The organism is Paraburkholderia kirstenboschensis (assembly GCF_032806925.1).
Taxonomy (GTDB): Bacteria; Pseudomonadota; Gammaproteobacteria; order Burkholderiales; family Burkholderiaceae; genus Paraburkholderia; species Paraburkholderia kirstenboschensis.
On the sequence record NZ_CP136512.1, the window covers coordinates 2,163,786 to 2,187,758 of the forward strand.

General features: G+C 62.0%; 21 protein-coding genes. 9 read left to right on the forward strand and 12 right to left on the reverse strand.

The features are described 5' to 3' along the window. Positions 1 to 46: 46 nt before the first annotated feature. Positions 47 to 973, reverse strand: a complete 927-nt coding sequence (locus tag RW095_RS18525; protein WP_317017463.1) for a LysR substrate-binding domain-containing protein — start codon at positions 971 to 973, stop codon at positions 47 to 49. A gap of 249 nt (positions 974 to 1,222) precedes the next feature. Between RW095_RS18525 and RW095_RS18530 the strand changes: the two genes are divergently transcribed. Further along, positions 1,223 to 1,951 carry a DUF899 family protein gene (locus tag RW095_RS18530; protein ID WP_317017465.1) on the forward strand — a complete coding sequence of 243 codons (729 nt, stop codon included), beginning with the start codon at positions 1,223 to 1,225 and terminating at the stop codon, positions 1,949 to 1,951. A 36-nt stretch (positions 1,952 to 1,987) separates the two neighbouring features. Here the strand turns inward: RW095_RS18530 and RW095_RS18535 are convergent, their stop codons facing one another. Beyond that, positions 1,988 to 3,961 carry a putative bifunctional diguanylate cyclase/phosphodiesterase gene (locus RW095_RS18535; RefSeq protein ID WP_317017467.1) on the reverse strand — a complete coding sequence of 658 codons (1,974 nt, stop codon included), beginning with the start codon at positions 3,959 to 3,961 and terminating at the stop codon, positions 1,988 to 1,990. Between the two features lie 181 nt (positions 3,962 to 4,142). Then, entirely contained in the window at positions 4,143 to 4,526 is a 384-nt protein-coding gene (locus RW095_RS18540; RefSeq protein WP_317019887.1) for a hypothetical protein, read from the reverse strand. Positions 4,527 to 4,876: 350 nt separating this feature from the next. On the opposite strand from RW095_RS18540, the gene RW095_RS18545 reads away from it, so the two are divergent. Beyond that, positions 4,877 to 5,155 carry an HU family DNA-binding protein gene (locus RW095_RS18545; RefSeq protein WP_006049832.1) on the forward strand — a complete coding sequence of 93 codons (279 nt, stop codon included), beginning with the start codon at positions 4,877 to 4,879 and terminating at the stop codon, positions 5,153 to 5,155. 176 nt (positions 5,156 to 5,331) lie between these two features. On the opposite strand, the gene RW095_RS18550 is transcribed toward RW095_RS18545, so the two are convergent. The 3 genes from RW095_RS18550 to RW095_RS18560 form a co-directional block, all read right to left on the reverse strand. Further along, positions 5,332 to 6,450: a 3-deoxy-7-phosphoheptulonate synthase gene (locus tag RW095_RS18550; RefSeq protein WP_317017489.1), complete on the reverse strand. Its 1,119-nt coding sequence runs from the start codon at positions 6,448 to 6,450 to the stop codon at positions 5,332 to 5,334. Between the two features lie 117 nt (positions 6,451 to 6,567). Continuing rightward, positions 6,568 to 7,416 (reverse strand): DUF72 domain-containing protein, encoded by an 849-nt coding sequence (locus tag RW095_RS18555; RefSeq protein WP_317017491.1) that lies wholly within the window; start codon positions 7,414 to 7,416, stop codon positions 6,568 to 6,570. 118 nt (positions 7,417 to 7,534) lie between these two features. Next, positions 7,535 to 8,290, reverse strand: coding sequence for a TetR/AcrR family transcriptional regulator (locus RW095_RS18560; RefSeq protein WP_128596560.1), 756 nt, complete (start codon positions 8,288 to 8,290; stop codon positions 7,535 to 7,537). 281 nt (positions 8,291 to 8,571) lie between these two features. Here RW095_RS18560 and RW095_RS18565 point away from each other — a divergent pair, with 281 nt between their 5' ends. From RW095_RS18565 to RW095_RS18580, 4 genes are all read left to right on the forward strand, one after another. Further along, entirely contained in the window at positions 8,572 to 9,753 is a 1,182-nt protein-coding gene (locus RW095_RS18565) for an isovaleryl-CoA dehydrogenase (RefSeq protein ID WP_317017493.1), read from the forward strand. Between the two features lie 97 nt (positions 9,754 to 9,850). Beyond that, on the forward strand, positions 9,851 to 11,458 hold the full coding sequence (locus RW095_RS18570) for a carboxyl transferase domain-containing protein (RefSeq protein ID WP_317017494.1): 1,608 nt from the start codon (positions 9,851 to 9,853) through the stop codon (positions 11,456 to 11,458). 28 nt (positions 11,459 to 11,486) lie between these two features. Beyond that, the gene (locus RW095_RS18575) at positions 11,487 to 12,272 is read left to right on the forward strand and encodes an enoyl-CoA hydratase/isomerase family protein (RefSeq protein ID WP_317017496.1); all 786 of its coding nucleotides are present in this window, start codon (positions 11,487 to 11,489) and stop codon (positions 12,270 to 12,272) included. Between the two features lie 72 nt (positions 12,273 to 12,344). Beyond that, positions 12,345 to 14,378: an acetyl/propionyl/methylcrotonyl-CoA carboxylase subunit alpha gene (locus RW095_RS18580; RefSeq protein ID WP_317017497.1), complete on the forward strand. Its 2,034-nt coding sequence runs from the start codon at positions 12,345 to 12,347 to the stop codon at positions 14,376 to 14,378. 38 nt (positions 14,379 to 14,416) lie between these two features. Here RW095_RS18580 and RW095_RS18585 read toward each other — a convergent pair whose 3' ends face one another. Then, the gene (locus tag RW095_RS18585) at positions 14,417 to 15,208 is read right to left on the reverse strand and encodes a phosphate/phosphite/phosphonate ABC transporter substrate-binding protein (RefSeq protein WP_317017499.1); all 792 of its coding nucleotides are present in this window, start codon (positions 15,206 to 15,208) and stop codon (positions 14,417 to 14,419) included. A gap of 29 nt (positions 15,209 to 15,237) precedes the next feature. Beyond that, positions 15,238 to 15,516 (reverse strand): hypothetical protein, encoded by a 279-nt coding sequence (locus RW095_RS18590; RefSeq protein WP_317017501.1) that lies wholly within the window; start codon positions 15,514 to 15,516, stop codon positions 15,238 to 15,240. Positions 15,517 to 15,762: 246 nt separating this feature from the next. Between RW095_RS18590 and RW095_RS18595 the strand changes: the two genes are divergently transcribed. Next, on the forward strand, positions 15,763 to 15,951 hold the full coding sequence (locus RW095_RS18595) for a hypothetical protein (RefSeq protein WP_317017502.1): 189 nt from the start codon (positions 15,763 to 15,765) through the stop codon (positions 15,949 to 15,951). 383 nt (positions 15,952 to 16,334) lie between these two features. Continuing rightward, entirely contained in the window at positions 16,335 to 17,486 is a 1,152-nt protein-coding gene (locus RW095_RS18600) for a porin (protein ID WP_128585909.1), read from the forward strand. Between the two features lie 132 nt (positions 17,487 to 17,618). On the opposite strand, the gene gph is transcribed toward RW095_RS18600, so the two are convergent. The 3 genes from gph to RW095_RS18615 all read right to left on the reverse strand — a co-directional run bounded on the left by gph (position 17,619) and on the right by RW095_RS18615 (position 20,008). Then, positions 17,619 to 18,347: a phosphoglycolate phosphatase gene (gph, locus tag RW095_RS18605; RefSeq protein ID WP_317017504.1), complete on the reverse strand. Its 729-nt coding sequence runs from the start codon at positions 18,345 to 18,347 to the stop codon at positions 17,619 to 17,621. After that, the gene (locus RW095_RS18610) at positions 18,344 to 19,114 is read right to left on the reverse strand and encodes an HAD family hydrolase (RefSeq protein WP_317017506.1); all 771 of its coding nucleotides are present in this window, start codon (positions 19,112 to 19,114) and stop codon (positions 18,344 to 18,346) included. Before RW095_RS18610 ends, gph begins: the two co-directional genes overlap by 4 nt. Positions 19,115 to 19,291: 177 nt before the next feature. Next, on the reverse strand, positions 19,292 to 20,008 hold the full coding sequence (locus RW095_RS18615) for a MotA/TolQ/ExbB proton channel family protein (RefSeq protein WP_317017507.1): 717 nt from the start codon (positions 20,006 to 20,008) through the stop codon (positions 19,292 to 19,294). A 262-nt stretch (positions 20,009 to 20,270) separates the two neighbouring features. Between RW095_RS18615 and RW095_RS18620 the strand changes: the two genes are divergently transcribed. After that, positions 20,271 to 21,392, forward strand: coding sequence for a YVTN family beta-propeller repeat protein (locus tag RW095_RS18620; protein WP_317017509.1), 1,122 nt, complete (start codon positions 20,271 to 20,273; stop codon positions 21,390 to 21,392). A gap of 64 nt (positions 21,393 to 21,456) precedes the next feature. Here the strand turns inward: RW095_RS18620 and RW095_RS18625 are convergent, their stop codons facing one another. Beyond that, entirely contained in the window at positions 21,457 to 23,820 is a 2,364-nt protein-coding gene (locus RW095_RS18625; RefSeq protein WP_317017511.1) for a TonB-dependent receptor, read from the reverse strand. Positions 23,821 to 23,973 lie beyond the last annotated feature (153 nt).

Below are 23,973 nucleotides of genomic sequence, written 5' to 3' on the forward strand. Positions count from 1 at the left end.
AAGCTTGTGTGCGCCAATCGGCGAGATCAGGCGATGTCAATAGCCTCTATTGCGGTGCGTGCGCGCCAACGCTTGAGTCGCAGGAAAACTGCCCGGCCTCTGCGAGCATCCATTGCCTGAAGTCGAATAGTTCCGGCCGACGTTGCGCGTCCTCCGCGCTAACGAGCCAGTAGGCAGTGGACGAAGCGATCGTACTGGAAGCCGCTTCGACGAGCGCGCCGCTCGTGAGGTCGCGATCCACCAACGGCCTGCGACCGAGCGCAACGCCGAGGCCCATGCTTGCAGCTTCGAAGGCGAGCTGGATGGTGTCGACACGCAAGCCGTCGCCGGGATCGACTCCCTCCATGCCGGTGGCTTCGAGCCACGCCTGCCAGTCTTCGCTCGCGGCATTCACGTGAATCAACGTGGCCTTGCGCAATAGCGGTGTGCCGTGCGTGTCACGCAGCGACTCCAGATAGGCGGGGCTGCATACCGGGACGAGTTGTTCTCCAAAGAGCCGGGTCCACGCAGTGCCGGCGACAGGTGCACGGCTCATGCGGACCGCGAAATCGAATCCGTCCACCGGAAAGCCCACCTGGCGGTGCGATGTATCGACAGTCACGTTGACGTGTGGCCAGCGCGCCCTGAAATTCTGCAGGCGTGGCAGCAGCCAGCGGGACGCAAACGTCGGGGCGCAACTCAGGGCAATGGGGCGGTTCGCGCGATGGTTCGGCAGACGCTGCGTGCCGATAACAATCAGCGAAAATGCCTCCGAAACGTATGACAGATAGTCCGCGCCGCTGGCGGTCAGCGAAATGCCGCGAGGCTCGCGCACGAAGAGTTCAACGCCTAGCATCTTCTCCAGACCGACGATTCCGTGACTGACCGCACTCGGCGTAACATTCAGTTCGGCGGCGGCGAGCTTGAAACTTTGATGCCTGCCGGCTGCTTCGAAAAAGCGAAGCGCAGGCAAAGGCGGTAGACGAAGCGGCATGTCGCATCTCCCCTGGCGGCGCAGCGCGCGCGGGGCCACGTGGCTGCTGTTTCGCGACAGCATACCGCGTCGCGCCGGTCATAACGCGTGGTTTGCGTTGCGGTGCGCAAAGGCCTGCGCGGACGCAGTGCGGAAAATGTTCTGGCGCGCTGTCGATTCTTCGCGGCCTCGATCGTCGTGTATTTATGTGGTGGCGGGGTGCAGAGCGCGCGCCACTCATTAGTCCTTTTCCTCGACAGGAGATTGCACATGACCGAATCGAACGAAGCAGCACCGGCCCTGAAGCCGGCCCGCGAACTTGCGGACTCGCCGCGGCGCTTTCCCGGCGAAAGCGCCGAATATCGCCGCGCGCGCAATGATCTGCTCGCTGAAGAAATAGAACTGCGCCGCCATATCGAACGCGTTGCCGCGCAGCGTCGCGCGCTGCCGCCTGGTGGCATCGTACCGGAAGACTACCGTTTTCAAGGTGAGAGCGGCCCCGTCACGCTTTCCGAAATGTTCGGCAAGCACGATACGCTCGTCACGTATAACTGGATGTTCGGTCCCAGGCGCGAGCGGTCTTGCCCGATGTGCACGTCGCTCCTGAGCGCCTACGACGGCGAAATGCCCGACATGCTGCAGCGTGTGGCGTTCGCGGTGATCGGCCGCTCGCCGATAGAGAAGCTCGTCGCCTTCGCGAAAGAGCGGGGTTGGCGCCACTTGCAGTTGTATTCGTCGGCGGACAATACGTTCAATCGCGACTATGCAGGCGAAGATCCGGATGGCGACGACGTTCCCGCGTTCAACGTTTTCACGCGATCCGGCGGTACGGTACGGCACTTCTGGGCAGAAGAGATGGGTCCGTGGACTGCCGACCCCGGGCAGGACCCGCGCGGTGCGCCCGACGTGATGCCTCTGTGGACCGTGCTGGACATGACGCCCGGCGGTCGTGGCAGCGACTGGTATCCAAAACTCGAGTACAACGCAGCGCCGCGTTAGCGCTGCTTGCGCGGCGCCTCTTTGCGGCCGTTGTGATCACCGGGGCGCGTCTTCCATGCGGCTTTGCTCCTGCGCTGCCTGCAAATAGCTCGAGACGGCGCCCGAACGCATGGGCCGGCTGAACAGGTAGCCTTGCACCGCGCGAGCGCCCAGTGCCTTGACTACTTCCGCCTGCGACGATGTTTCGAGTCCTTCGACCACGCATTCGAGTCCGAGGTTCTTGCACAGGTCGAGCACCGATTTGACGATCTTCTTCGATGCGCTGTTCGAATCCACGTCGGTCATGAAACTGCGGTCGATCTTGATCGAATCGAACGGCAGACGGTGCACGTAACTGAGGCTCGAATAGCCGGTGCCGAAGTCGTCGAGAGAAACGCGGCAGCCGGCCTGCTTGATCATCGTGAGGGCCGAGCGAGCCTGCTCGAAGTCGCGGGTGAGCGCAGTTTCGGTGATCTCGAACGACACGCGATGTGGCGGCACGCCGCTCGCCGCGACAATGTCGATCAGGCGGCGCGCGCGCGCGGACGTCGAAATGTCGATTGCGGAGAGATTGAACGACAGATAGAGCTCGCTCGGCCAGTGCGGCACTTCGGCGAGCGCCTTGTGTAAGAGCACTTCGGTTATGCGCAGAATGATTTCGGTTCGTTCAGCGATCCGGATGAACTCCTCCGGCTTCACAGCGCCGAGCCTCGGGTTGTGCCATCGCCCGAGTGCTTCGAGACCGATCGTGCGCATGGTGACGACATCGGAAATCGGTTGAAACTCCAGAAAGAGTTCCGATTCCAGTTCGGCGTGACGCAACTCCTGCGTGACGAGGCTCGAACGTCGAATGCGTGTTTCGTGCTCGGTCGAGAAGATCACCGCCGTGCCGCGCCGGCTTTCCTTGCCGACGTAGAGCGCCGCGTCCGCGCGCTCGAATACTTGCGTAACGGTTGTGCCCGCATCCGGGAACGCTGCCCAGCCAATCGTGCCCGACAGTTCCGCAATATTGCCTGCCACGTCATACGGTTGACTCAGCGAGTCGCAAATGCGCTGGCCCAGTTCGAATAGCGTCTCGTTCGACTGCGTGTGTTGGGCGAGCACGCCGAATTCGTCGCCGCCGAGCCGCGCGAAGAAAATGCCGGGCTCGGCCAGCGCGAGCAGCCGCAAGCCGACTTCCTGCAGCACGAGGTCGCCGCTTGCATGGCCGTAAATGTCGTTGACCTGTTTGAAGCCGTCGAGATCGATGAGGCCGACATTGAATCCGCCGCCGGTGGCAAGCGCCTGTTCGGACAGCGCCCGCAGCGACGCGAAGAAGCTGCGGCGGTTGGGCAGGTCGGTCAGGCTGTCGATGCTCGCGAGGCGAAAATTTTCGTCGCTAAGCCTTTGGGTTTTCTCCTGACTTGCCTGCAATTCGCGCTGCGCATACACGACGCCGGAGAACGTCCGGTGATACAGCTCGATGATGAAAGCCAGCGCGAGTCCGACGAGCGTCATGTCGATCGCCATCGCGATGAACACCGGTGAGCCCGTAAAGACGAGGAACGTCGAAAAACTTAGGATCACTATGGACAGAAGCAGCAATGCGGCCACGCGCAGGTGCATCAGGCAGAACACGCAGCCGACCACGGTAGTCGCCATGTAGAACGCAACCTGCGCCTGTTCGTACGCGGTGCCGTACGGCAGCAGCATCAGCGACCAGGTGGTGAAGGCAATGCCGAACGTGCTGGAGAGCCACACGAGCTTGCGTACCTCGGGCACGGCCTTATCTTGCGTCAACACGCGATGCCGGGCGCGCCACCACCGTATGCATCGCACGACGCACAACGTGCACAGCGCGCCCGGCGCGTAGATCGAAAGCCATGCCGGCGCACTGTGCAGGTGCGTGACGGTGACCGCCAGCGTGTTGACGAACAGGATGAAGTAAAGAAGCGGAATCTGGCGGCCCACCGCCTGGAGCTGCGAACGCACTAGATCGGGGTCTCTTGCCGCCCCGGACAACGCTTGCCTCAATCTGGCTATTCCAACCATTCCTGTCCCTTAACGTTTGCGCCGCATACGCAGCCTGGTATATCGGCATATGCCGATCAGACCTTGAGTCCGTTAGATGGTTGTCTCGCATTGGCCGCGGTCCGGTAATTAACACCTGCCGGAGGGACGTGGCAATGCGCTTCGGGGTCTTGATGGGTAACTATGACCTTCGGGCGGGCTTTCAAAGCTTGGGGCAGGACAGCACGCGCAACGGGCCAAGCGTCGTGCCCGGTTCGCCGTGCGCGGCCGGGCTGCCTTGGGGAGGAGTGGATATCAGGCGCACGGCATTGTCGCCGGCATTCGCCAGCACATATTTTTCGGCGCTGTTTTCGGGTTGCCAGTAAGCGCGAAAAACGCCGTTTTCGCCAAACACAAGCAGCTTGCCGTGCACCGTTTTCGCGCCGCTAATCAGGTCGACAGGCTCGCCGTCGCGCACCTGGAACGCCTGGAGTGCGGTGGAATTCGTCGTTCCTGCTAACGTCGCGCAGGCGTTTTCATCGGCTGAGGCGGTCGTGCATGAGAGCGCGCCGACGAGCGCACATGTTGCTATATGGCGAATATTCATCTTTTTCTTTCTCCCAATTGCTGATTCAAACTCGCGCGGCGCTGGCCGAACGACGGTTGCCGGTCGAGCAGTCTGACAGAGTAAAAATTTGTCCACGACCCTTTTGGCTCGCGCTAAAGCACTGAAATTGCAACGGATTGTGATACGCGACCTATGCCGGTCAAGCGGGAGATACACGTAAGCACGCGATTCTTAGGGCACTTTGCCGAACAAAATCGTCAAATCGGCTGTGGGCGGGTGATACAAGGCTTACACGCAGGGTTTGCGCGAAAGCGCGCCTATGCGTTAGTGTGTCGGTCCCGGCGCGACAGATGTAGCGCCGGTTCCATGATTACCATACGGGAAGTGCTATGAACAAACAGGAACTGATTGATGCAGTCGCCGCAGCAACGGGCGAAAGCAAAGCGGCCACCGGCCAAACCATCGACGCTATCGTTGAAGCGGTGACCAAAGCCGTTGTTGGTGGCGATACGGTGCAACTGGTCGGTTTCGGTTCTTTCTCGACCGGCGCGCGCGCAGCACGCGTGGGCCGCAATCCGTCGACGGGTGCCGAGATCCAGATCGCCGCAGCCAAGACGGTGAAGTTCACCGCAGGCAAGGCGTTCAAGGAAGCCGTCAACGCGTCGTAATGCAACGCGCTTCACGCCGGAGCATCCGCAATGCGCTGTCATGGCGCGGCGCGAGCGATGCCTCGGGTGTGAGGAATCACGCGCTGCCCAGCCCCGGTAGGACGAATCCATCGGCGGATGGCGCGGCGCGTGTGCCGGCTTGGCTTACCTCGCAGTTGTATTGAGCGTGTCCGCGATCAGCCCGCGCGGCGTTTGCGGGTCGCGTCGGCAAGTGCCTCGAGCACCGGTTCGGTTTGCGCCCAGCTTACGCAAGCGTCCGTAATCGACACGCCGTAACGCAGCGGCTCTCCGGCCTTCAGATCCTGACGGCCTTCTTCCAGATGACTTTCAAGCATGACGCCGATAATGCGGCGCTCCTGCGCGGAAAGTTGTTGCGCTACATCCTGCACTACGTCCAGTTGACGCAAATGCGATTTGCCCGAGTTCGCATGCGAGCAGTCGATCATCACCTGTTCGCGCAGACCCGCTGATTTGAGCGCGGCACAGCTCGCGGCGACCGATGCGCTGTCGTAGTTCGGTCCTTTCTTGCCGCCGCGCAGAATCACATGGGCGTCGTCGTTGCCGCGCGTTTCGAAGATGGCCGCCATCCCCATCTTGGTCATGCCCATGAATGCGTGGCTGGCGCGCGCGGCCACGATCGCGTCAGCGGCGATCTGTACGCCGCCGTCTGTGCCGTTCTTGAAACCGATCGGACAGCTGAGCCCCGAAGCCAGTTGCCGATGACTCTGGCTTTCCGTTGTGCGCGCACCGATTGCGCCCCACGCGATCAGATCGGCGATGTACTGCGGACTCAACAGATCGAGGAATTCGGTGGCAGTGGGCAAACCCAGACCGTTGATGTCGAGCAGCAATTGCCGCGCGAGATGCAGGCCTTCGTTGATACGGAAGCTGCCGTCCAGACGCGGATCGTTGATATAGCCCTTCCAGCCCACCGTGGTGCGCGGCTTTTCGAAGTACACGCGCATGATGATCAGCAGGTCGTCTTTGTACGCATCGGCCGCGGCCTTCAGCTTATGTGCGTATTCGATCGCCTGATCATGGTCGTGGATCGAGCAGGGTCCGACGATCATCACCAGCCGGTCGTCGCGTTCGTGCAGGACGTCGGCGATTTCCGCGCGTGTCTTTTCCACGAGCGATTGCACCGTGGCGGGCACGGGCAATTCGTCCTGCAATAGAGCAGGGGAAATCAGCGGGCGGACCGCGCCGATGCGAACGTCGTCAATGCGCGTAGTGTCCTGCGTGGCGTCGGCCGAGCCGACTTCCCGGTCGTGCAGAGGATTGTCGATGGCGCTCAAGGTATTCTCCCGGACTTTCGATGTGAGTTGGCCTCGCGGCCCTGAATATGGGTGTCGTTGCGTGTGGTTCGCTGCCGGGATTATGACACTCGCATGCCGCCGCCGAAACGGCACCGATCAAAGCCGCTCGATCAACGCCATTGCAGCGGCCGGATTGCGTTCCTTGAATCCGCTGATCACGTAGAGGTAAACATCGCGCGCGGCTGCTTTTGCGGGCGGTTCCGCGCACGTTTCCAGATCGCCGGGCGTCGTGCCCGCAGCCAGTTGGCGCGCGCGGTCGACCCATGCGTCGAGTGCTTTCGTCGCGTAACCCTTGACCTGTTTATCGGTCGTGCCCATGATGCGCGCGTAGACGAACGGCGCGGTGATGTCCGCGATTTGCGGGTAGTCGCTGTCGCCGGCCAGCACGACTGCGACCTTGTATTTGCGCGCAAGTGCGATGAATTCCGGTGTCTTGAAGCTGTCGTTGCGCACTTCGATTGCATGCCTAAGCTTTATACCTTCGATGCTCGCCGGCAGGAGTTTCAGAAAGGCCTCGAAGTCTTCGCTGTCGAACTTCTTGGTCGGCGCGAACTGCCAGTTGATGGGGCCGAGCTTCTGTTTGAGCAGCAACACGCCGCTTGCAAAGAAACGTTCGATGGTCTCGCCGGCCTCCGCGAGTACTTTACGATTGGTCGAGTAGCGCGGCGCCTTCAGCGAAAAGACGAAGTCGTCTGGCGTTTCCTGATACCACTTTTCATAGCTCGCCGGCTTTTGCAAACCGTAAAAGGTGCCGTTGATTTCGATTGAACTGAGATGCCGGCTCGCGTACTCGAGTTCGCGGCTTTGCGTGAGATCTTCAGGGTAGAACGTGCCGCGCCACGGTGCATAGGTCCAACCCCCTATGCCGATCCTGATGTTGCTGGACTTCGCGGCCTTTGCGCTCGTTGAAGATTTTGCGGCTTTCGCGGGCTTGAGATCTGCCACCTGATGTTCTCCTTTTGGCTGCGCTTCATCTACCATGAGACCAGTAGATTAGCGTTTTTTTCGCCGCCAGACAGAACTCGCGAGAACCGGAATGAGTAGAAAAGAAAAACGCCCGACGCTATTCGCCGCTTGCCGGATCGGCATTGCGCGCAGCGGCCTCACGCGTGGCTTCCTCGAAACGACGGTTCGCTTCGGCCACTTCCGCTCTGAACTGTTGCAACGCATTCACCGCGAGATCGGGAGGCGTCAACGCGGCCCACAGTACGTCGATCAACTGATCCGCGGTTGCTTCGATGTCGGTATGCCGGTTCGCGAGCGTCGCGTCCCACAACACATGTTCCATTGGCCCGAACACCATCGAGCGTAATAAACGCAAAGGCATGTCCGCGCGAATCTGGCCGCTTTCCTGGCCTTGAGCCAATACGCGCATTAGCGGCGCGGTGTAGCGGCGCTGCAATTCGGTCAGCGCCTCGCTCAACTCGTGGTGACGCGCGCGTCCTTCCGACAACACCAGCGCGCAAAGGTCGGTGCCGTTCACGAGCATCAGCCGCAAATGCGTCCGCACGATAAACGCGAACTGCTGGCGCACGGTGCCGTCGCGCGGCAGCCCGGATTCGATCGCGTCGATGATCTCGTCGTACCAATCGCCGATAACCCGCGCGCACAACTCGCGCTTGCCGCGAAAATAGCTGAAGACGGTCGCCTCGGAAACGCCCAGGCGTTGAGCGATCTCGGCGGTCGTTGCGCGTTCATAGCCCTTTTCGGAGAACACGTCGCGGCCCGCCTGGAGAATCTCTTTCACCCGCTGCTGCGACTTGCGCCCGGCGGGCTGGCGGCGCGACGCGGGCAATTCGGCCTTGAGAGCAACCGTCATATGAGTGGAAGTCAAGTTTCTGGAAGGGTTCGAATGAAAAAACCCGATTGAACCGATGCTATCACAGCATCCGTGCCCATGAACCAATCGAATCGGTTTCTGAGTCGCACTCAGAAATACCTATTGACGCTTACGTAAATCTAGCGTGAAATTCGCCTTGAACGTCGCGCGCCTCGGGTACGGTGAGAGATGCGGCCCATCTGGCCGCCGCCGTCCGCCCGGCCGCACTCGAATTCGCCGGCATCATTGTCCGGCCGCCAATGAACTCTGGAGACACCGCAATGAGCAACCTGCCCGGATTGCAATTCCCGCTCGGCGAAGAAATCGAAATGCTGCGTGACAGCATCGCGGGATTCGCTGCGAAAGAAATCGCGCCGCGCGCGGCGGAGATCGATCGCACGGACCAGTTCCCGATGGACCTGTGGCGTAAATTCGGCGATCTCGGTGTGCTCGGCATGACGGTCTCGGAGGAATATGGCGGCGCCAACATGGGCTACACCGCGCATATGGTCGCGATGGAGGAGATTTCGCGCGCGTCCGCTTCGGTCGGTCTCTCATACGGCGCGCATTCGAATCTGTGCGTGAACCAGATTCATCGCAACGGCACCGAGGCGCAAAAGCAGAAGTACTTGCCGAAACTCGTGTCTGGCGAACACGTCGGCGCGCTTGCAATGAGCGAGCCGAATGCGGGTTCGGATGTGGTCAGCATGAAGCTGCGCGCCGACAAGAAGGGCGACCACTATGTGCTCAACGGCACGAAGATGTGGATTACCAACGGCCCGGACTGCGACACGCTGGTCGTCTACGCGAAGACCGATGTCGAAGCGAATTCGCGTGGCATTACCGCGTTTATCGTTGAGAAAGGCATGAAGGGTTTCTCGGTGGCGCAGAAGCTCGACAAGCTCGGCATGCGCGGCTCGCACACGGGCGAGCTCGTGTTCCAGGACGTGGAAGTGCCGCAGGAGAACATTCTCGGGCAATTGAACGGCGGCGCTAAAGTACTGATGAGCGGCCTCGACTATGAGCGCGCGGTGCTCGCCGGCGGCCCCACCGGCATCATGGTCGCGGTGATGGACGCGGTAGTGCCGTACATTCACGACCGCAAGCAGTTCGGTCAGTCGATCGGCGAATTCCAGCTGATTCAAGGCAAGGTTGCCGATCTCTACACCACGTTGCAGGCGTGCCGCGCGTATCTCTACGCGGTCGGCCGTCAACTGGACACGCTCGGCACCGGGCACGTGCGCCAGGTCCGCAAGGATTGCGCGGGCGTGATTCTGTACACGGCCGAAAAAGCTACATGGATGGCGGGCGAAGCAATCCAGATTCTCGGCGGCAACGGCTATATCAACGAATATCCGGTCGGGCGCTTGTGGCGCGATGCGAAGCTGTATGAAATCGGCGCGGGCACGAGCGAAATCCGCCGCATGCTGATTGGCCGCGAGCTGTTTGCCGAGACTGCGTAAGCGCTCACGCGCCAACTTCCAGACAAGCGGCATGGGATCGCAGTAAGCGCTAGAGCGCCGACTCCGATTCTCCGATCGACACAGGAGAAGCCACGCAATGCCGATCATCGAATCCAAGCTGAACCCGCGCTCCGACGACTTCCGCGCGAACGCGGCGGCGCTCGAGGCGCTGGTCGCCGATCTTCGTGCGAAGGTCGAGAAGCTCGCGCTGGGCGGCGGGCAGGCAGCACGCGAAAAACACACCGGGCGCGGCAAATTGCTGCCGCGCGAGCGCATCGAGAAGCTGCTCGATCCGGGCACGCCGTTTCTCGAGTTCTCGCAACTCGCAGCCTACGGCATGTATAACGACGACGCGCCGGGCGCGGGCGTGATCACCGGTATCGGACGGATTGCGGGCCACGAGTGCGTGATTGTCTGCAACGATGCGACGGTCAAAGGCGGCACGTACTATCCGGTCACGGTCAAGAAGCACGTGCGCGCGCAGGAAATCGCCGCCGAAAACCGCTTGCCGTGCGTGTATCTCGTCGACTCGGGCGGCGCGAACCTGCCGAATCAGGACGATGTATTTCCCGACCGCGACCACTTTGGCCGCATCTTCTACAACCAGGCGACTCTGTCTGCAGCGGGTATTCCGCAGATTGCCGTCGTAATGGGCTCATGCACCGCTGGCGGCGCATATGTGCCGGCCATGAGCGATGAATCGATCATCGTGAAGAATCAGGGGACCATCTTTCTCGGCGGTCCGCCGCTCGTGAAAGCCGCAACCGGCGAAGTGGTCAGCGCGGAAGACCTCGGCGGCGGCGACGTGCATACGCGTCTGTCGGGCGTGGTCGATCACCTCGCGCAGAACGACGCGCATGCATTGGCGATTGCGCGCAGCATCGTCGGCAACCTGAACCGCACGAAGCATGTGGCGCTCATGTTGCAGGAGCCGAAGCCGCCGCGCTACGACGTGAAGAGCATGTACGGCGTGATTCCGGTGGATACGAGAAAGCCGTTCGATATTCGCGAGGTGATCGCGCGCATCGTCGACGACTCCGCATTCGACGAATTCAAGGCACGCTACGGCACCACGCTTGTGTGCGGCTTCGCGCATATCTGGGGGCATCCGGTCGGCATCATTGCAAACAACGGCATTCTGTTTTCGGAGTCCGCGCTGAAGGGCACGCACTTTATCGAACTGTGCTGCCAGCGCAAGATCCCGCTCGTGTTTCTGCAGAACATCACGGGCTTCATGGTGGGCCGCAAGTACGAGAACGAAGGCATCGCACGTAACGGCGCAAAGATGGTAACGGCGGTGGCCACGGCGAAGGTGCCGAAGTTCACGGTGATCATCGGCGGCTCTTTCGGCGCGGGCAATTACGGCATGTGCGGCCGCGCGTTCTCGCCGCGCTTTCTGTGGATGTGGCCGAACGCGCGCATTTCGGTGATGGGCGGCGAACAGGCAGCGTCGGTCCTGGCCACGGTCAGACGCGACGGTATTGAAAGCAGAGGCGGTTCATGGAGCGCCGACGAAGAAGAGGCCTTCAAACAGCCGATTCGCGAGCAATACGAGCATCAGGGCCATCCGTACTATGCGAGCGCGCGTCTGTGGGACGACGGCGTTATCGATCCGGCGCAGACACGCGACGTACTCGGTCTCGGTCTGTCGGCAGCGATGAATGCGCCGATCGAAGATACGCGCTTCGGCGTGTTCCGGATGTGACGCAGCACCACGCATGGGAGCGGCCACGATGCACTATGAAACACTGAATGTCGAATTCGCCGGGTACGTTGCAACCGTTACGCTGAATCGCCCGGATGTGCGCAACGCGTTCAATGAAACGATGATCGCGGAACTCACGTCGGCCTTCACGGCATTGAACACACGCGACGACGTGCGCGCGGTCGTGCTGGCCGCGAACGGCAAGGCTTTTTGCGCGGGCGCCGATCTGAACTGGATGAAGAAGATGGCCGCCTACTCCGACGAGGAGAACCGCGCCGACGCGATGCTGCTCGCGAACATGCTGTCGTCCATCTATCGCTGCAGCAAGCCGGTGATCGCTCGCGTGAACGGCGACGCATACGCGGGCGGCATGGGGCTCATCTCGGCGTGCGACATCGTGGTTGCGGTGGAAAATGCGCGCTTCTGTCTGTCGGAGGCGCGTCTCGGTCTGATCCCGGCGACTATCGCGCCGTACGTCGTTCGCGCGTTGGGCGAGCAGGCGTCGCGCCGCTATTTCATCACCGCCGAGCAGTTCGACTGTGGGACGGCGCTGCGCCTTGGGTTCGTCGGCGAAGCGGTCAGCGCCGGGCAATTGGATGCCACCGTGCAACAGATCGCGCAAACGCTGTGCGCGAACGGTCCGCAAGCGGTGCGCAATTGCAAGCAGCTCGTGCAGGACATGGCCGGCCGCGAGTTGAACGATGCATTGATCGAAGATACGGCCGCGCGTATCGCGCGCACGCGAGCCGGCGCGGAAGGCCGCGAAGGCGTCGCATCGTTCCTCGAAAAGCGCACGCCGGCCTGGCGTGATTGAAGCGCGGCTCACTGACATTCCGAGGCGCTCGCAGGCCTTCACCAGAAGAATATTCCGAGATCGAGACAACTCATGTTCAACAAGATCCTGATTGCCAACCGGGGCGAAATTGCGTGCCGCGTCGCGGCAACCTGCAAGCGGCTCGGCATTGCAAGCGTGGCCGTTTATTCAGACGCGGACGCCGATGCAAAGCACGTGAGCGCCTGCGATGAAGCCGTACATATCGGCGGAGCGACCGCGGCGGAAAGCTATCTGCGCGTGGCGCGCATTATCGAGGCGGCGCGCGCAACCGGCGCGCAAGCCGTGCATCCCGGCTATGGCTTCCTGTCGGAGAACGAAGACTTCGCGCATGCATGCGAAGCCGCCGGCATCGTGTTCATTGGACCGCCGGTTGAAGCGATCGCGGCGATGGGCTCGAAGGCCGCAGCCAAGGCGTTGATGCACGCGGCGGCGGTGCCGCTCGTTCCCGGTTATCACGGAGATGATCAGAACCCCGAACTATTGCATAGCGAGGCGGATGCGATCGGCTATCCGGTACTTCTGAAAGCCAGCGCGGGTGGTGGCGGCAAGGGCATGCGTGTGGTCGAGCGCAGCGAAGACTTCCTCGCGGCGCTCGCTTCGTGCAAGCGCGAGGCGGCGAGCAGCTTCGGCAACGATCGAGTGCTGATCGAAAAGTATCTGACGAGGCCGCGTCACGTGGAAGTGCAGGTCTTCGCGGATCGTCACGGCGGCGCGGTTTATCTGTTTGACCGCGATTGCTCGGTGCAGCGGCGTCATCAGAAGGTGCTGGAAGAAGCGCCCGCGCCGGGATTGCCCGCGGAAATCAAGCGCGAAATGGGCGAGGCTGCAGTGGCCGCCGCGCGCGCGGTGAACTACGTCGGTGCCGGTACCGTGGAATTCATCATGACGGCCACGGGCGATTTCTATTTCATGGAGATGAACACGCGCTTGCAGGTCGAGCACCCGGTCACGGAAATGATCACGGGTCAGGACCTGGTGGAATGGCAACTGCGTGTAGCCGCGGGCCAACCGCTGCCTCTCACGCAGGATCAGTTGAAGATTGACGGCCACGCTATCGAGGCGCGCATTTATGCCGAACATCCGGCGCGCGGATTCCTGCCTTCGACCGGCACGCTCAAGCATTTACGCATGCCTGAAGGCGTGGAATTCGCGATCCATGCGGCCGCGGGCGAGGGCCGCAAGGCGCCCGTGCGCATCGACAGCGGCGTGCGCGAGGGCGACACGATCACGCCGTACTACGATCCGATGATCGCTAAGCTGATCGTACACGGCGCGACGCGAGAGGAAGCGCTCGCGCGAATGAGCCGTGCGCTGCACGCGTGCGAGGTGGTCGGTCCGCATACCAATGTCGAGTTTTTGCAGCGCATTGTCGAGAGCGAGCCGTTCGTAACGGGCGATCTCGATACGGGCCTGATCGAGCGGCATCACGAGGCGTTGTTCGCGCCTGTAAAGAAGCCGTTCAAGGAAGCGCTCGCGCTCGCGTGCGCCGCACTGCTCACGCGCGAAGGCGGCACCGCGCACGGCGCGTCGCCGTGGGACGCGTTATCGCACTGGCGCCTGAACGGCGGCTTTACGCAAACGCTAGGCTGGCTCGCTATCGAAAGCAGCGGGGAAAGCGGCAACGCGTTCACAGTCGCTTTTGCACGCGACGGCGCGACACAAACGCTCGAACACGACGGCGTGCGCGAAGCTTTCTCGTGGTCCAGCGGCGCGGGCTTGCATGAATACCGCGCGACGATAGGCGATGCGCGCGCCACGGGTCGTGTGTTTATCGACGGCGATACGTTCCATGTGTTCTGTCTCGGTCACGCGCTGGCGTTCGAGTGGCAGAACCTGCTCGCACATGCCGCGGATGCCGAACATGGCGAAGGCCGCTTGACCGCGCCGATGCCCGGCAAGGTCATCGCGGTGCTGGTGGAGCCGGGCGCGGTGGTGGAGAAAGGCACGCCGCTTATCGTGATGGAAGCGATGAAGATGGAGCACACGATCGGTGCACCGGCAGCGGGCACAGTGTCCGAGGTGCTGTATGCGGTTGGCGATCAGGTCGCCGACGGTGCGCAGCTTCTGGTGCTGGACGTGCAATAAGCGCGATCTTTCCTGCTGCGAAAAAGCAGCACGAAGCCTCAGCCGAGGCGCGTATATCCCGCCGCGCGCGCCTCGTTTTCCAGTTGCGCAATGCGTTCGTAGTCGTCGAGCGGCAGCGTGGAAAAGCCCTTCAAACGCAAGCGTCGTGCGCGATCGGGCCGCAGTGCGAGCGCTTCGTCAAGCGCCTCGCGCAGCGCTTCCACCGTCGCGGCGGGCACCGTGTCCGACGCAATGAGAGGCAGTCCCGGCGAGGCCGCCGTCATGCCGATGCGCCTGACCCGCCGTGCGAGTTCGGGCATTTCATCGCAGACGAAAGCGAACGTCACACAATCTATCGCAGCGACGTCCGCGCGATTCTCCGCGACGGCCCGCAGCGAGCCGACGTGCGAACCGGTGCGCACCGCAGCGCGGAAGAATGCACCCTCATGGGAGTGCGGCGCGACCGCGTGACGTAGCGCATTCATGCCGCTATTCGAATCGTCCTGGTTGTAGGCGACGCGCGCACCGCGGCACGACGCCAGCGTATCGAACGGCGCATCCGGGCGCGTGACGAGCACGCTCGCGTAATGCGCGCCTTCGCAACCAGGCGCGTCGAAGCGCGGCGTGGCGATCAACTGCACATGTTGGTGCAAGCCGTGCATCAACGGATAGCCGCAGGTTTGCGACATCAACAGATTGGGCCGGCGCCAGAAGCCGTGCAATTCTTCGTCGGGTTCGACGATGCGGCACGCGGGTTTGACCATGCGCAGCACGTCGGAGAGCCACCCGCGCCACTCGGTTTCGAGCGACGGCGTGACGTTGTACATCGGCAGGGCGGCGATCCAGGTCATGACACGAGTCTTGTGTACCTATTTGCTGACTAATGCATGATCATACGGAATTCGTCGACACCCAGCCGCACGGGTTCGCTCGGCGTGAACGTCCACCTTTGCGCGGCCACGGTGAGAATCTCGCGTTGGGCGCCTTCGAATGCGAGCAGTAAGTCCCTTTTTCGCGCGCTTGCCGCGCCGCAATAGGCGATCAAGGCATCCGCGCTCACTTCGAAAATCTGCGCCCGGTCGTCGCAGCACACCCTGAACGCGACCGTCGCGCACTCCGTGACACAGGGCCGGAATCCCTCATCCACATAAACCGACATGGCGACCTCCTTTCGCGCGCGCGCCTGAGTTGTCAGCATGACAAGCTGTAAGGCGCCGGTATGTGGGAGAGCCAGCATTCGCGGTGAAATCGGCCAGCGGTGCGGACACACGCGCGGCTGAAGCCGTATTTTGCAGCGCGCAACGTTTTGTAACCGGTGCGATTCTTCTCCCCGCTGTTCGAGCGTTCGCCCGGTGGCGGGATGGCTACACTCGCCTCATTCAGAGCTATCGGGACGAGGACAGAGATGATGGATACCAGTCAGTCAAGCGAAGCGGGACGACGCAGAATACGGCAACTCGTGCTGGCTACCGCCATCGCGATGGTCTTCACTCTGCAAGGATGCGCGACTTCGCTGGAGACGTTCGGACTGGGCGCGGGCGTCGGCATTGTCGGCGCGTTCAGTCTGCTGGGTTGCGCGATAGGCTGCCATTGACGCAGTCGAAGTAGACCGGTTCAATAAGTCGACCCGTTTGAAGCATATTAAACGGAAAGGAAAATTAATTAATTGAAATAAAATCGGTGCGCTGGTTCAGCGGAAAAAGATTAAGAAAGTAACTCTTCTTTGCGATGGATTGACTTCGCCCGATTCGCTCATTAGATTACGCAACGTTCGGGTCTTTCTCCAGGTCTCCACGCAGGGAAGGCCGTTGCGCCGGACTCGGGCCTATGTGTTGTCACATAGCCATTAATTATTTGTGCATTAGTTTGTAATGCTAATGGCTTGGTAATTTGCAAACACGTTTATTGAATTTTTATTTAGTCGATGTATGCTGCGCGTCCGTAATGCTTTTCTAGAACGTGAATAAAGGAACAAGGATGAAAAAGACAGCATTGACTTCGGCGTCTCTCGCATTGCTCGTCGCGGCGGGGTCCGCGCATGCACAGAACAGCGTGACGTTGTACGGCGTGATCGACGCGGGCATCGGCTATGTGCATAACGCCGATTCAGGCAGCAACCTCGCGGGCATGATCAACGGCAATCTGAGCGGCGACCGCTGGGGCCTGAAGGGGCAGGAAGAACTCGGTGGCGGTCTGAAGGCGATCTTCACGTTGGAAAACGGCTTTGACGTCGGTACGGGCAAGCTCGGTCAGGGCTCGCGCGAGTTCGGCCGCCAGGCATTTGTCGGGCTGACCGGCGCCACTTGGGGCACGGTGACCGCCGGCCGCCAGTACGATCCGATCGTGGACATGGTGCAGGGCGTCACCGCCGACAACTTCTTCGGCTCCGCGTTTGCAACGCCGGGCGACGTCGACAACAACGACAACAGCGCTCGCGTGTCGAACGCGGTCAAATACGTGTCGCCGAACTACGGCGGCCTGCAGTTCGAAGGCCTGTATGCATTCAGCGGCGTCGCGGGCCAGGCGGGCCAGGGGTATACGTACAGCGGCGCCGTGTCGTATTCGAACGGCCCGTTCTCGCTGGCTGGCGGATATCTGCGCGCGACCAACGCATCGGCGACCGCCGGGCGCACGAGTTGGGCGAGCAGCACGACCGATTCCATCTTCGACAGCCATATCAACGACGGATACGTGTCGGCGAAGTCGATCAGCATCGCGCAGATCGGCGGCCAATACGTAGTAGGCCCGGTCACGCTGGGCGCTTCTTATAGCAACACGCAGTTGAAGAGCGATGCCTCGTCGGCCTTCTCGGGCACCGAGAAGTACAACAGCGGCAAGGCCTTCGTTGCCTATCAGGCGACCCCGGCACTCGTCGCGGGTGTGGGTTATGCGTACACCGCTGCATCGGGTGACACGTCGGCGCATTACCATCAGGTCAGCATTGGCGCGGACTACAACATCTCGAAGCGCACGGACTTCTACGCGGTCGCGGCCTACCAGCACGCGAACGGCACGCAGCGTCTCGCGGACGGCACGACGCAGGACGCGCAAGCTTCGATCGGCTCATATGGCTACAACGGCACCGATTCGCAAGCGCTCGCGATTGTCGGTATCCGTCATAAGTTCTAATGCGGCTGATTCTGTTGTAGCCAGCGGCATGCCGCTTCGGCGGCTCGTCGGCGACAAATCAATTGACGACCCGGTCACTTCGCAGCCGGGTCTTTTGTGTTGCGCTGCGAAAGCGCGCGAGGCCATCCAGAACTAAGACCCGGCGTCGGCACGCAAGCGCTCTTCGCGCGACGCAAGCAGAGCGGGCAGTTGCGCAAAGGAATCGATCATCGCATCGCATTGCAACGCCGCTGGACCATCCGGCCCGCCATACCCATAGCTCACGATGAACACCGGCATACCGGCTGCTCGCGCCGCGCTTAGGTCGACCGGCGAATCGCCGACCAGCACGCTGCACTCCACATCCACGCCGAGCGATCGGCAAGCGTGCCATAGCGGTTCGGGATCGGGCTTCATGCGCTCGATCGAATCGCCTGCAACCAGCAGGTCGAGATCATTCGCGAGCCCTGTCATCAGCAACAGTGACGCGGCCAGCGCCTCCGGTTTGTTGGTAACGCATGCAAGCCGGTAGCCGAGCCGTCGAAGTTCTCGCAGACCCGCAGCGACGTGCGTGAACACATGGCCATAGTTGCCATTGGTCTGTTCATAGTGCCGATGAAAGATCGCCAACGCGTCGCTCATATCTACTTGCCGGTCGAGCGCCGCCGCTTCGAGCGTGCGTCGAACGAGGTTCGGAACACCTTTGCCGATAAAGCTGCTGACCGTGTCGAACGGCAACGGCGCCTGACCGAAGTCGGCGAGCATGCGGCTCACCGCTTCGACGATATCCGGCGCGGTGTGAACCATGGTGCCGTCGAGGTCGATCAGCACGGCATGCGTTCGCGTTAGCGCTTGCGGCGAGAAAACCGGCTGCTTGCTCATACGGCAGCGGCCTCGTTCAACGCATTGCGGTGCCAGCGGCGCAATGCGTCGAGATCCACCCATGCGGGCCACTGGCCTGTCGTGGTGGATGGAATCGGCGCATGCGGATCGCCGAGATGAGGCAACACGGCTAACGCTCCGTCGAAAGAATCCTCCGTTGTGTATGCGGTCGGTGTCACGACAGTGGGTACGAGCGCCGCGCGCGCCGCCCGCAGACCGTTGGCGGAGTCCTCGAACGCCATGCAATCCGCGCCTTGCAGACCGAGTTGCCGAAGCACGTCGAGGTAGACATCGGGCGCAGGCTTCTTGGTCTGCGTGGTGCCCGCGTCGCAGATCGCAGCGAAACGGCTGCGCCATTCGGGGCCGAAAGGGCCCTGTAGAAGCGCGTCGAGATTCGCCGGCGTGGTGGTCGTTGCGATTGCCACGGGAATGGAGGCCTCGGCGGCTTCGTCGATCAGCCGCGCAATGCCGGGCCGCAACGGCAATCCGCCGTTGCGCACGCGTGCCGCGTAATGACGGGTCTTGATCGCGTGAACTGTGTCGATGACGCCGCTCACGCCCGAGGCCTCGGCTTCCTGCGGATCGGCGATGCGCCAGTAATGCAACAGACGCTCCTTGCCGCCCGCTACCTTGAGAAGACGCGCGTAGAGCGCTTCGTCCCAGTGCCAGTCGAGACCGGCTTCCGCGAATGCCGCATTGAACGCGTGCAGGTGCGCGCTTTCGGTATCGGCAAGCGTGCCGTCGACATCGAAGATCAGGGCTTGCATGGGCCAGTCCTCTTCATGTTTGCAGAGCGGCGTCATGCATGTCGCCGGTGTGCAGTCACGATAGCGGAGCGGGACGGTGAATTGAACTCAGAGTTTCTTTGGACCTCGATAACAGATCCTTTAACGGTCCTCAGCGCCACGGGCGTGCCGCATGAGCATAGGCAGCGCGCTATCGCGTCACGCACGCGGCAGTTGCAGGCCGGTGACGAAGTACGCGTGAAGTCCATGCGCGAAGCGCTTGAGCCGGGTGACGATCGACTTGTTCGCGCGCGTCAGGCCGTTGTACCCGAGCACCGCGGGTATCGCGACAAAGAGCCCGAACGCGGTCATGATGAGCGACTCGCCGACCGGTCCGGCGACATGATCAATCGATGCCTGTCCCGTTTCGCCGATCACGATCAGCGCATGATAAATGCCCCACACCGTGCCGAAGAGGCCGACGAACGGCGCGGTGCTGCCGATCGACGCCAGCACCGCGAGACCACTTTGCATATGGGCGATGATGTCGTCGATGGTGCCCTGCAAGCGGCGCGCGATCCAGTCGGACACGCCGATGCGGTCTTGCAGATGCGGCCTGTTTTGCCGATGATGATCCGCGGCCTCCGCAGCGGCGACAGCAAGCGCCAGAAGCGGATTGTCGCGCAAGACCGCCGCCGATGCGTCGCCACCGTCGCCCTCGAGGCCACCCAGGTCCCTCAGCCCGTGCTCGAAGCTGTCCGCTTGCCAGAACAATGCGTCGGTGCGGCCGGTCACACGCTTGATGCGCATGACATGCCACAGCTTGACGACGATGACCGTCCACGACAGGATGGACATGATGAAAAGCGTGCCGAGGATCGAGCGCGTGACGAGATCGCCGCTCTGCCAGACATTCGCGACACCATAGTGCTGCATACCGTTTCCTTCAACTCGCGCCGCATGAGAGGCGAAAAGCAGGCGAAAAGCAGGCTACAAGCAGCCGACGTGCGCCGCATCGTCGAGTCTGCGCGTTCATTCTCCGCTGCTGGGCGGCGTTTTAGAACGGCTACTGCGGTTGCTGAGTCAATTCGGGAAAATCTCCTGCCCGCTCTGCGTTGTCAAACGTTCCCTTAATGAACTACTTTGCTTGAATGCCGGGCTTGCGCGGCACAGCGCTTTCACAACGGAGTACAAAAATATGCTGGAGACACGCGTTCGTAGAGCAACAGGGGGACGTCCCATTGTTTCAGCCGCGGCTACCGCGGCTGTCTTTGCCGCACTCGCGGCGGCCTCGGCGCAAGCTGCGGCGCCAACGGCTTATGTGACGAGCGAGAAGGCCGGTGTCGGTGTGATCGACCTCGACAAGATGACGCTAACGAGGACATTTCCTGTCGGTGAGGGCGGCCCGCGCGGACTGAGCCTGAATGCGGACGGCTCGCGCCTGCTGGTGGCCAACAAGAATACCGGCGACCTCGCCGTGATCGATACGGCTTCGGGCGAAGTCGTGCAGCGCGTCAAAATCGGCAAGAATCCGGAGTTTGTGCGCGTGCACAACGGCTATGCGTACGTCACATACGAGCCGGGCGAAGACGGCGGCCCGCCCGCCGCCAACGCGCAGCCCGGCAAGCCGGCTAACGAACCAGCCAACAAACCCCACGCCGACGACGATGACGATGCGAACAAGCCGCCCGCCGAGATCGCGATCGTCGATATGAAGACCTGGCGCGTGGTGCGTTCGGTGACGAGCGGTCACGAAACCGAGGGCATCGAGTTTTCACGCGACGGCAAGAGCATGCTCGTCACGAACGAAGGCGACGACACGGTCTCCGTCTATCACGCGCGCACGGGGGCGCCGCTCAGGACCGTGAAGCTCGCGGCAGGCGGGCGTCCGCGCGGCATCCGCTTGTCGCCGGATGGCAAGGAATACGTGGTCACGCTCGAGTCGTTGAGCAAGCTCGTCGTAATCGACGCGCACACGTTCAAGGTCGTCCGGACCGTGGATACCAAGCTCGGTCCATACGGCGTGGCGTACGGTCCGGAGGGCAAGAGGCTCTTCGTCGCCGCGGCGCGCGACAAGACGGTCCAGGTGTTCGAAGGCCACAGCTACGAGCATCTCGCCGACGTTCCCGTTGGGCAACGCTGCTGGCACTTCAGCTTTACGCCGGACGGCGCGAAACTGCTGGTGGCCTGCGGGCGCTCGGACGCGGTCTACGTGCTCGATGCGCGCAGCTATCAGCCGATTACGCAGATCGGCCAGTTGCCGCTCGCATGGGGCATCGTGACCTATCCGCATAGCGACGGCTCGATCGAATCGCGCTGACTGTCGTTCATGCGCAAGGCGATGACGAGTCCATCATGCGTCATCGCCTCGCGTATCCATCCTGTCATTTCCACGCATAGCGCAGGCCGACCCAGAACCCGCGCGGCGCGCCCGGGCCGACGAACTGCTCGTTGCTCGGGTTCGAGCCGTCGAATGTATGGTTGGGGCCGTTGAAGAAGTTCTCGCCTAGCGTGCCGAAGCTCGCATAGCGCTTGTCGAGCAGGTTCGTGATGTTCGCGAAGACCTGCAACTGTTTGGTCACCTGGTACGACGTATCCAGATCGATCAGCAGATAGCCGGCGATCTTGCCGTTCACGTCCTGGTTGTTTTCGTCGCCCTGTGCATAGATGCCGCCGCGCCACGTGAGGTTCGCGCCAACCTTCCACTTCGCGGTGGCTGCATAGTCGAGCTGCAGCTTGACCGTGTTCGCCGGAATTCCGGGAAGATGGTCGCCCGGCTTCACGTCGATGTTGCCGTTCGCGTCCGCGCTCGAATTGCTTGGGCTGCTCTCGGTCCAGGCCGACCGGTAGGTTGCGTCGATATAGCTGTAGCTCGCCGTCACGGCGAGCGGACCCAACTGGCTGCGCCCGGATAGCTCGAAGCCTTGCCGGCGTGTGCGGCCGACGTTCTGGAAGAAGCCCCGATTGCTCGCCGCGCCGTTGCTGCTGATGAACTCTATGTCGTTGTCGAGCGTCGTTCTATAGACGGCGGCGCTCCATGTCGTCGCCTGACCGACCCGTCCGCGCGCGCCGAACTCGAAGGTCTTCGAGATCACCGGTTGCAGCGCCGGGTCGGACACGAAGTCGTTCGGCAGCGAGCAGGGCGCGGCGGGGTCCGCGCAGGCAAGTTCGATCGCGGTGGGCGAGCGCATTCCTTCGTTATAGGTGGCATAGGCCGTGAATGTCGAGGTCGGATTCCAGTTGATGCCGACCGCCGGATTGAAACGGGAAAACGTGTGGTGTCCGTTCAGTTGCGGCTGAAGACCGCTTGAGTCGCCGATGGTGGCATCGGCCCAGTTGTAGCGTCCCGCAAGCGTCAGCGACCATTGCTTCGTCACCGACAACGTGTCTTGCATGTAGATGCCGTAGTTGCCGTTATGCGTTTTCGCCGCGGTCTGCTGCGTGAAATCGCCGATGCCGAGCGTCGCGCGTGAGTCGGTGAACACCGCGTCTTGCGATGATTCCGTGTAGCGCGAATTCGCGATGTCCGCCGACACGCCGGCCACGAACTGGTTCTCCATGCCGCCGAGTTTGCCGAGCAGCGTGAGCTGCAGGCTCGCGCCGTAGCTCTCGGTCGAGACCACTGATTTTTCGTTGGTCGCCTGTGTGGTGTCGACGTCGCCGTCGTCTTCGATGGAGCCGAAGTTCGGATTGGTGTTGCTGCTCAGGTTGCTGTTGCGGAAATGCCGGTAGTACGCATTGCCGCTCAGTTCCACGTTGTCGCTGAAGTAGTGTTCGCCGGAGAGCGTCAGGTAGCCCGCCGTGTTCAGGTTCTGGTCGGGATACGTGTAAGGCTGCTTCGGGTTGCCAAGAAACGAACGCGGAATGGTCTGCGTGCCGTGCAGATCGTTGTCCGCGCCGCCCGCCGACAGTGACAGCGTGGTGTCCGCATCGGTATAACGTAGCTTGCCGAAGATCTGGCGCACGCGGCTTGCATTCTGTTCGGCCCAGCCGTTGTCGTTGGCCACGTTGCCGGTCACGTAGTAGTCGAGGTTCTGCCCGATCGTGCCGCCTTGTTCGATCTGCGCGCTCTTGCGGCCCCAGGAGCCGAGCGCCACTTCGGCCTCCCCGCCGGGGCTCGTCTTGCCGTTCTTCGTGGAGATCGCAAGCGCGCCGCCGAGCGTGTTCAGGCCATAGGTCGGATTGGAACCCGGGATCAGTTGAATCGTGTCGATGGCTTGCTGTGGCAGCACGTCCCAGTTGACCACGTCGCCGAACGGCTCGTTCACGCGCACGCCGTCGACGAACACCGAAATGCCTTGCGGTGTGCCCAGCAATGGCGACGCAGTGAAGCCGCGATAGTTGACGTTCATCTGATACGGATTGCCTTGCGCGTCGGCGATATCGACGCTCGGCAGATTCTTCGCGAAGTAATCGGTGAGCGTGCTGCGGTGCTGCTGCGCGATGTCTTGCGCGTGGACCGTTTGCACATTGGCCGGCACCTGCGCGAGCGGCGTGCCGATCCCAAGAAGCGGCGTGGTGCCGACCACCACGACGGGCGCGAGCGTGATTGTCGGGCCGTCCGCAGCCGTCTCGGCAACTTCCGCCGAAGCCGAAGCCGAAGCCGAAGCCCCCACCGCCGGTTGCGCGTCAGCCCACGCGCCGACTGAAATGCTCGCAAGCGCGCTGCCGAATCCAAGCGTAAGGCCGGCACGCCGCCGCAGGTTAAGCACGGTATTGGCGCTGCGCACGCGTGATGCGATATTCATTATTCAGTCTCCTGCCGGGGCGACGCTTTCTTCGTGGCGCAGCCGCGTTGCGGCATGCGTAGCGCTTTCTTTCAAGGTGTGCAAAGCTTCGCATGCGCCATCGCGCGGAAGCTCGGGAGCTTTTCCCGAAATCGCGAGGAAGCGTTCCCTAAC

Excerpts from the sequence above, each read along its gene's own strand:
- RW095_RS18525 (WP_317017463.1), bottom strand. The coding sequence starts at position 973 with ATGCCGCTTCGTCTACCGCCTTTGCCTGCGCTTCGCTTTTTCGAAGCA.
- RW095_RS18530 (WP_317017465.1), top strand. The coding sequence starts at position 1,223 with ATGACCGAATCGAACGAAGCAGCACCGGCCCTGAAGCCGGCCCGCGAA.
- RW095_RS18535 (WP_317017467.1), bottom strand. The coding sequence starts at position 3,961 with ATGGTTGGAATAGCCAGATTGAGGCAAGCGTTGTCCGGGGCGGCAAGA.
- RW095_RS18540 (WP_317019887.1), bottom strand. The coding sequence starts at position 4,526 with ATGAATATTCGCCATATAGCAACATGTGCGCTCGTCGGCGCGCTCTCA.
- RW095_RS18545 (WP_006049832.1), top strand. The coding sequence starts at position 4,877 with ATGAACAAACAGGAACTGATTGATGCAGTCGCCGCAGCAACGGGCGAA.
- RW095_RS18560 (WP_128596560.1), bottom strand. The coding sequence starts at position 8,290 with ATGACGGTTGCTCTCAAGGCCGAATTGCCCGCGTCGCGCCGCCAGCCC.
- RW095_RS18565 (WP_317017493.1), top strand. The coding sequence starts at position 8,572 with ATGAGCAACCTGCCCGGATTGCAATTCCCGCTCGGCGAAGAAATCGAA.
- RW095_RS18570 (WP_317017494.1), top strand. The coding sequence starts at position 9,851 with ATGCCGATCATCGAATCCAAGCTGAACCCGCGCTCCGACGACTTCCGC.
- RW095_RS18575 (WP_317017496.1), top strand. The coding sequence starts at position 11,487 with ATGCACTATGAAACACTGAATGTCGAATTCGCCGGGTACGTTGCAACC.
- RW095_RS18580 (WP_317017497.1), top strand. The coding sequence starts at position 12,345 with ATGTTCAACAAGATCCTGATTGCCAACCGGGGCGAAATTGCGTGCCGC.
- RW095_RS18585 (WP_317017499.1), bottom strand. The coding sequence starts at position 15,208 with ATGACCTGGATCGCCGCCCTGCCGATGTACAACGTCACGCCGTCGCTC.
- RW095_RS18590 (WP_317017501.1), bottom strand. The coding sequence starts at position 15,516 with ATGTCGGTTTATGTGGATGAGGGATTCCGGCCCTGTGTCACGGAGTGC.
- RW095_RS18595 (WP_317017502.1), top strand. The coding sequence starts at position 15,763 with ATGATGGATACCAGTCAGTCAAGCGAAGCGGGACGACGCAGAATACGG.
- RW095_RS18600 (WP_128585909.1), top strand. The coding sequence starts at position 16,335 with ATGAAAAAGACAGCATTGACTTCGGCGTCTCTCGCATTGCTCGTCGCG.
- gph (WP_317017504.1), bottom strand. The coding sequence starts at position 18,347 with ATGAGCAAGCAGCCGGTTTTCTCGCCGCAAGCGCTAACGCGAACGCAT.
- RW095_RS18610 (WP_317017506.1), bottom strand. The coding sequence starts at position 19,114 with ATGCAAGCCCTGATCTTCGATGTCGACGGCACGCTTGCCGATACCGAA.
- RW095_RS18615 (WP_317017507.1), bottom strand. The coding sequence starts at position 20,008 with ATGCAGCACTATGGTGTCGCGAATGTCTGGCAGAGCGGCGATCTCGTC.
- RW095_RS18620 (WP_317017509.1), top strand. The coding sequence starts at position 20,271 with ATGCTGGAGACACGCGTTCGTAGAGCAACAGGGGGACGTCCCATTGTT.
- RW095_RS18625 (WP_317017511.1), bottom strand. The coding sequence starts at position 23,820 with ATGAATATCGCATCACGCGTGCGCAGCGCCAATACCGTGCTTAACCTG.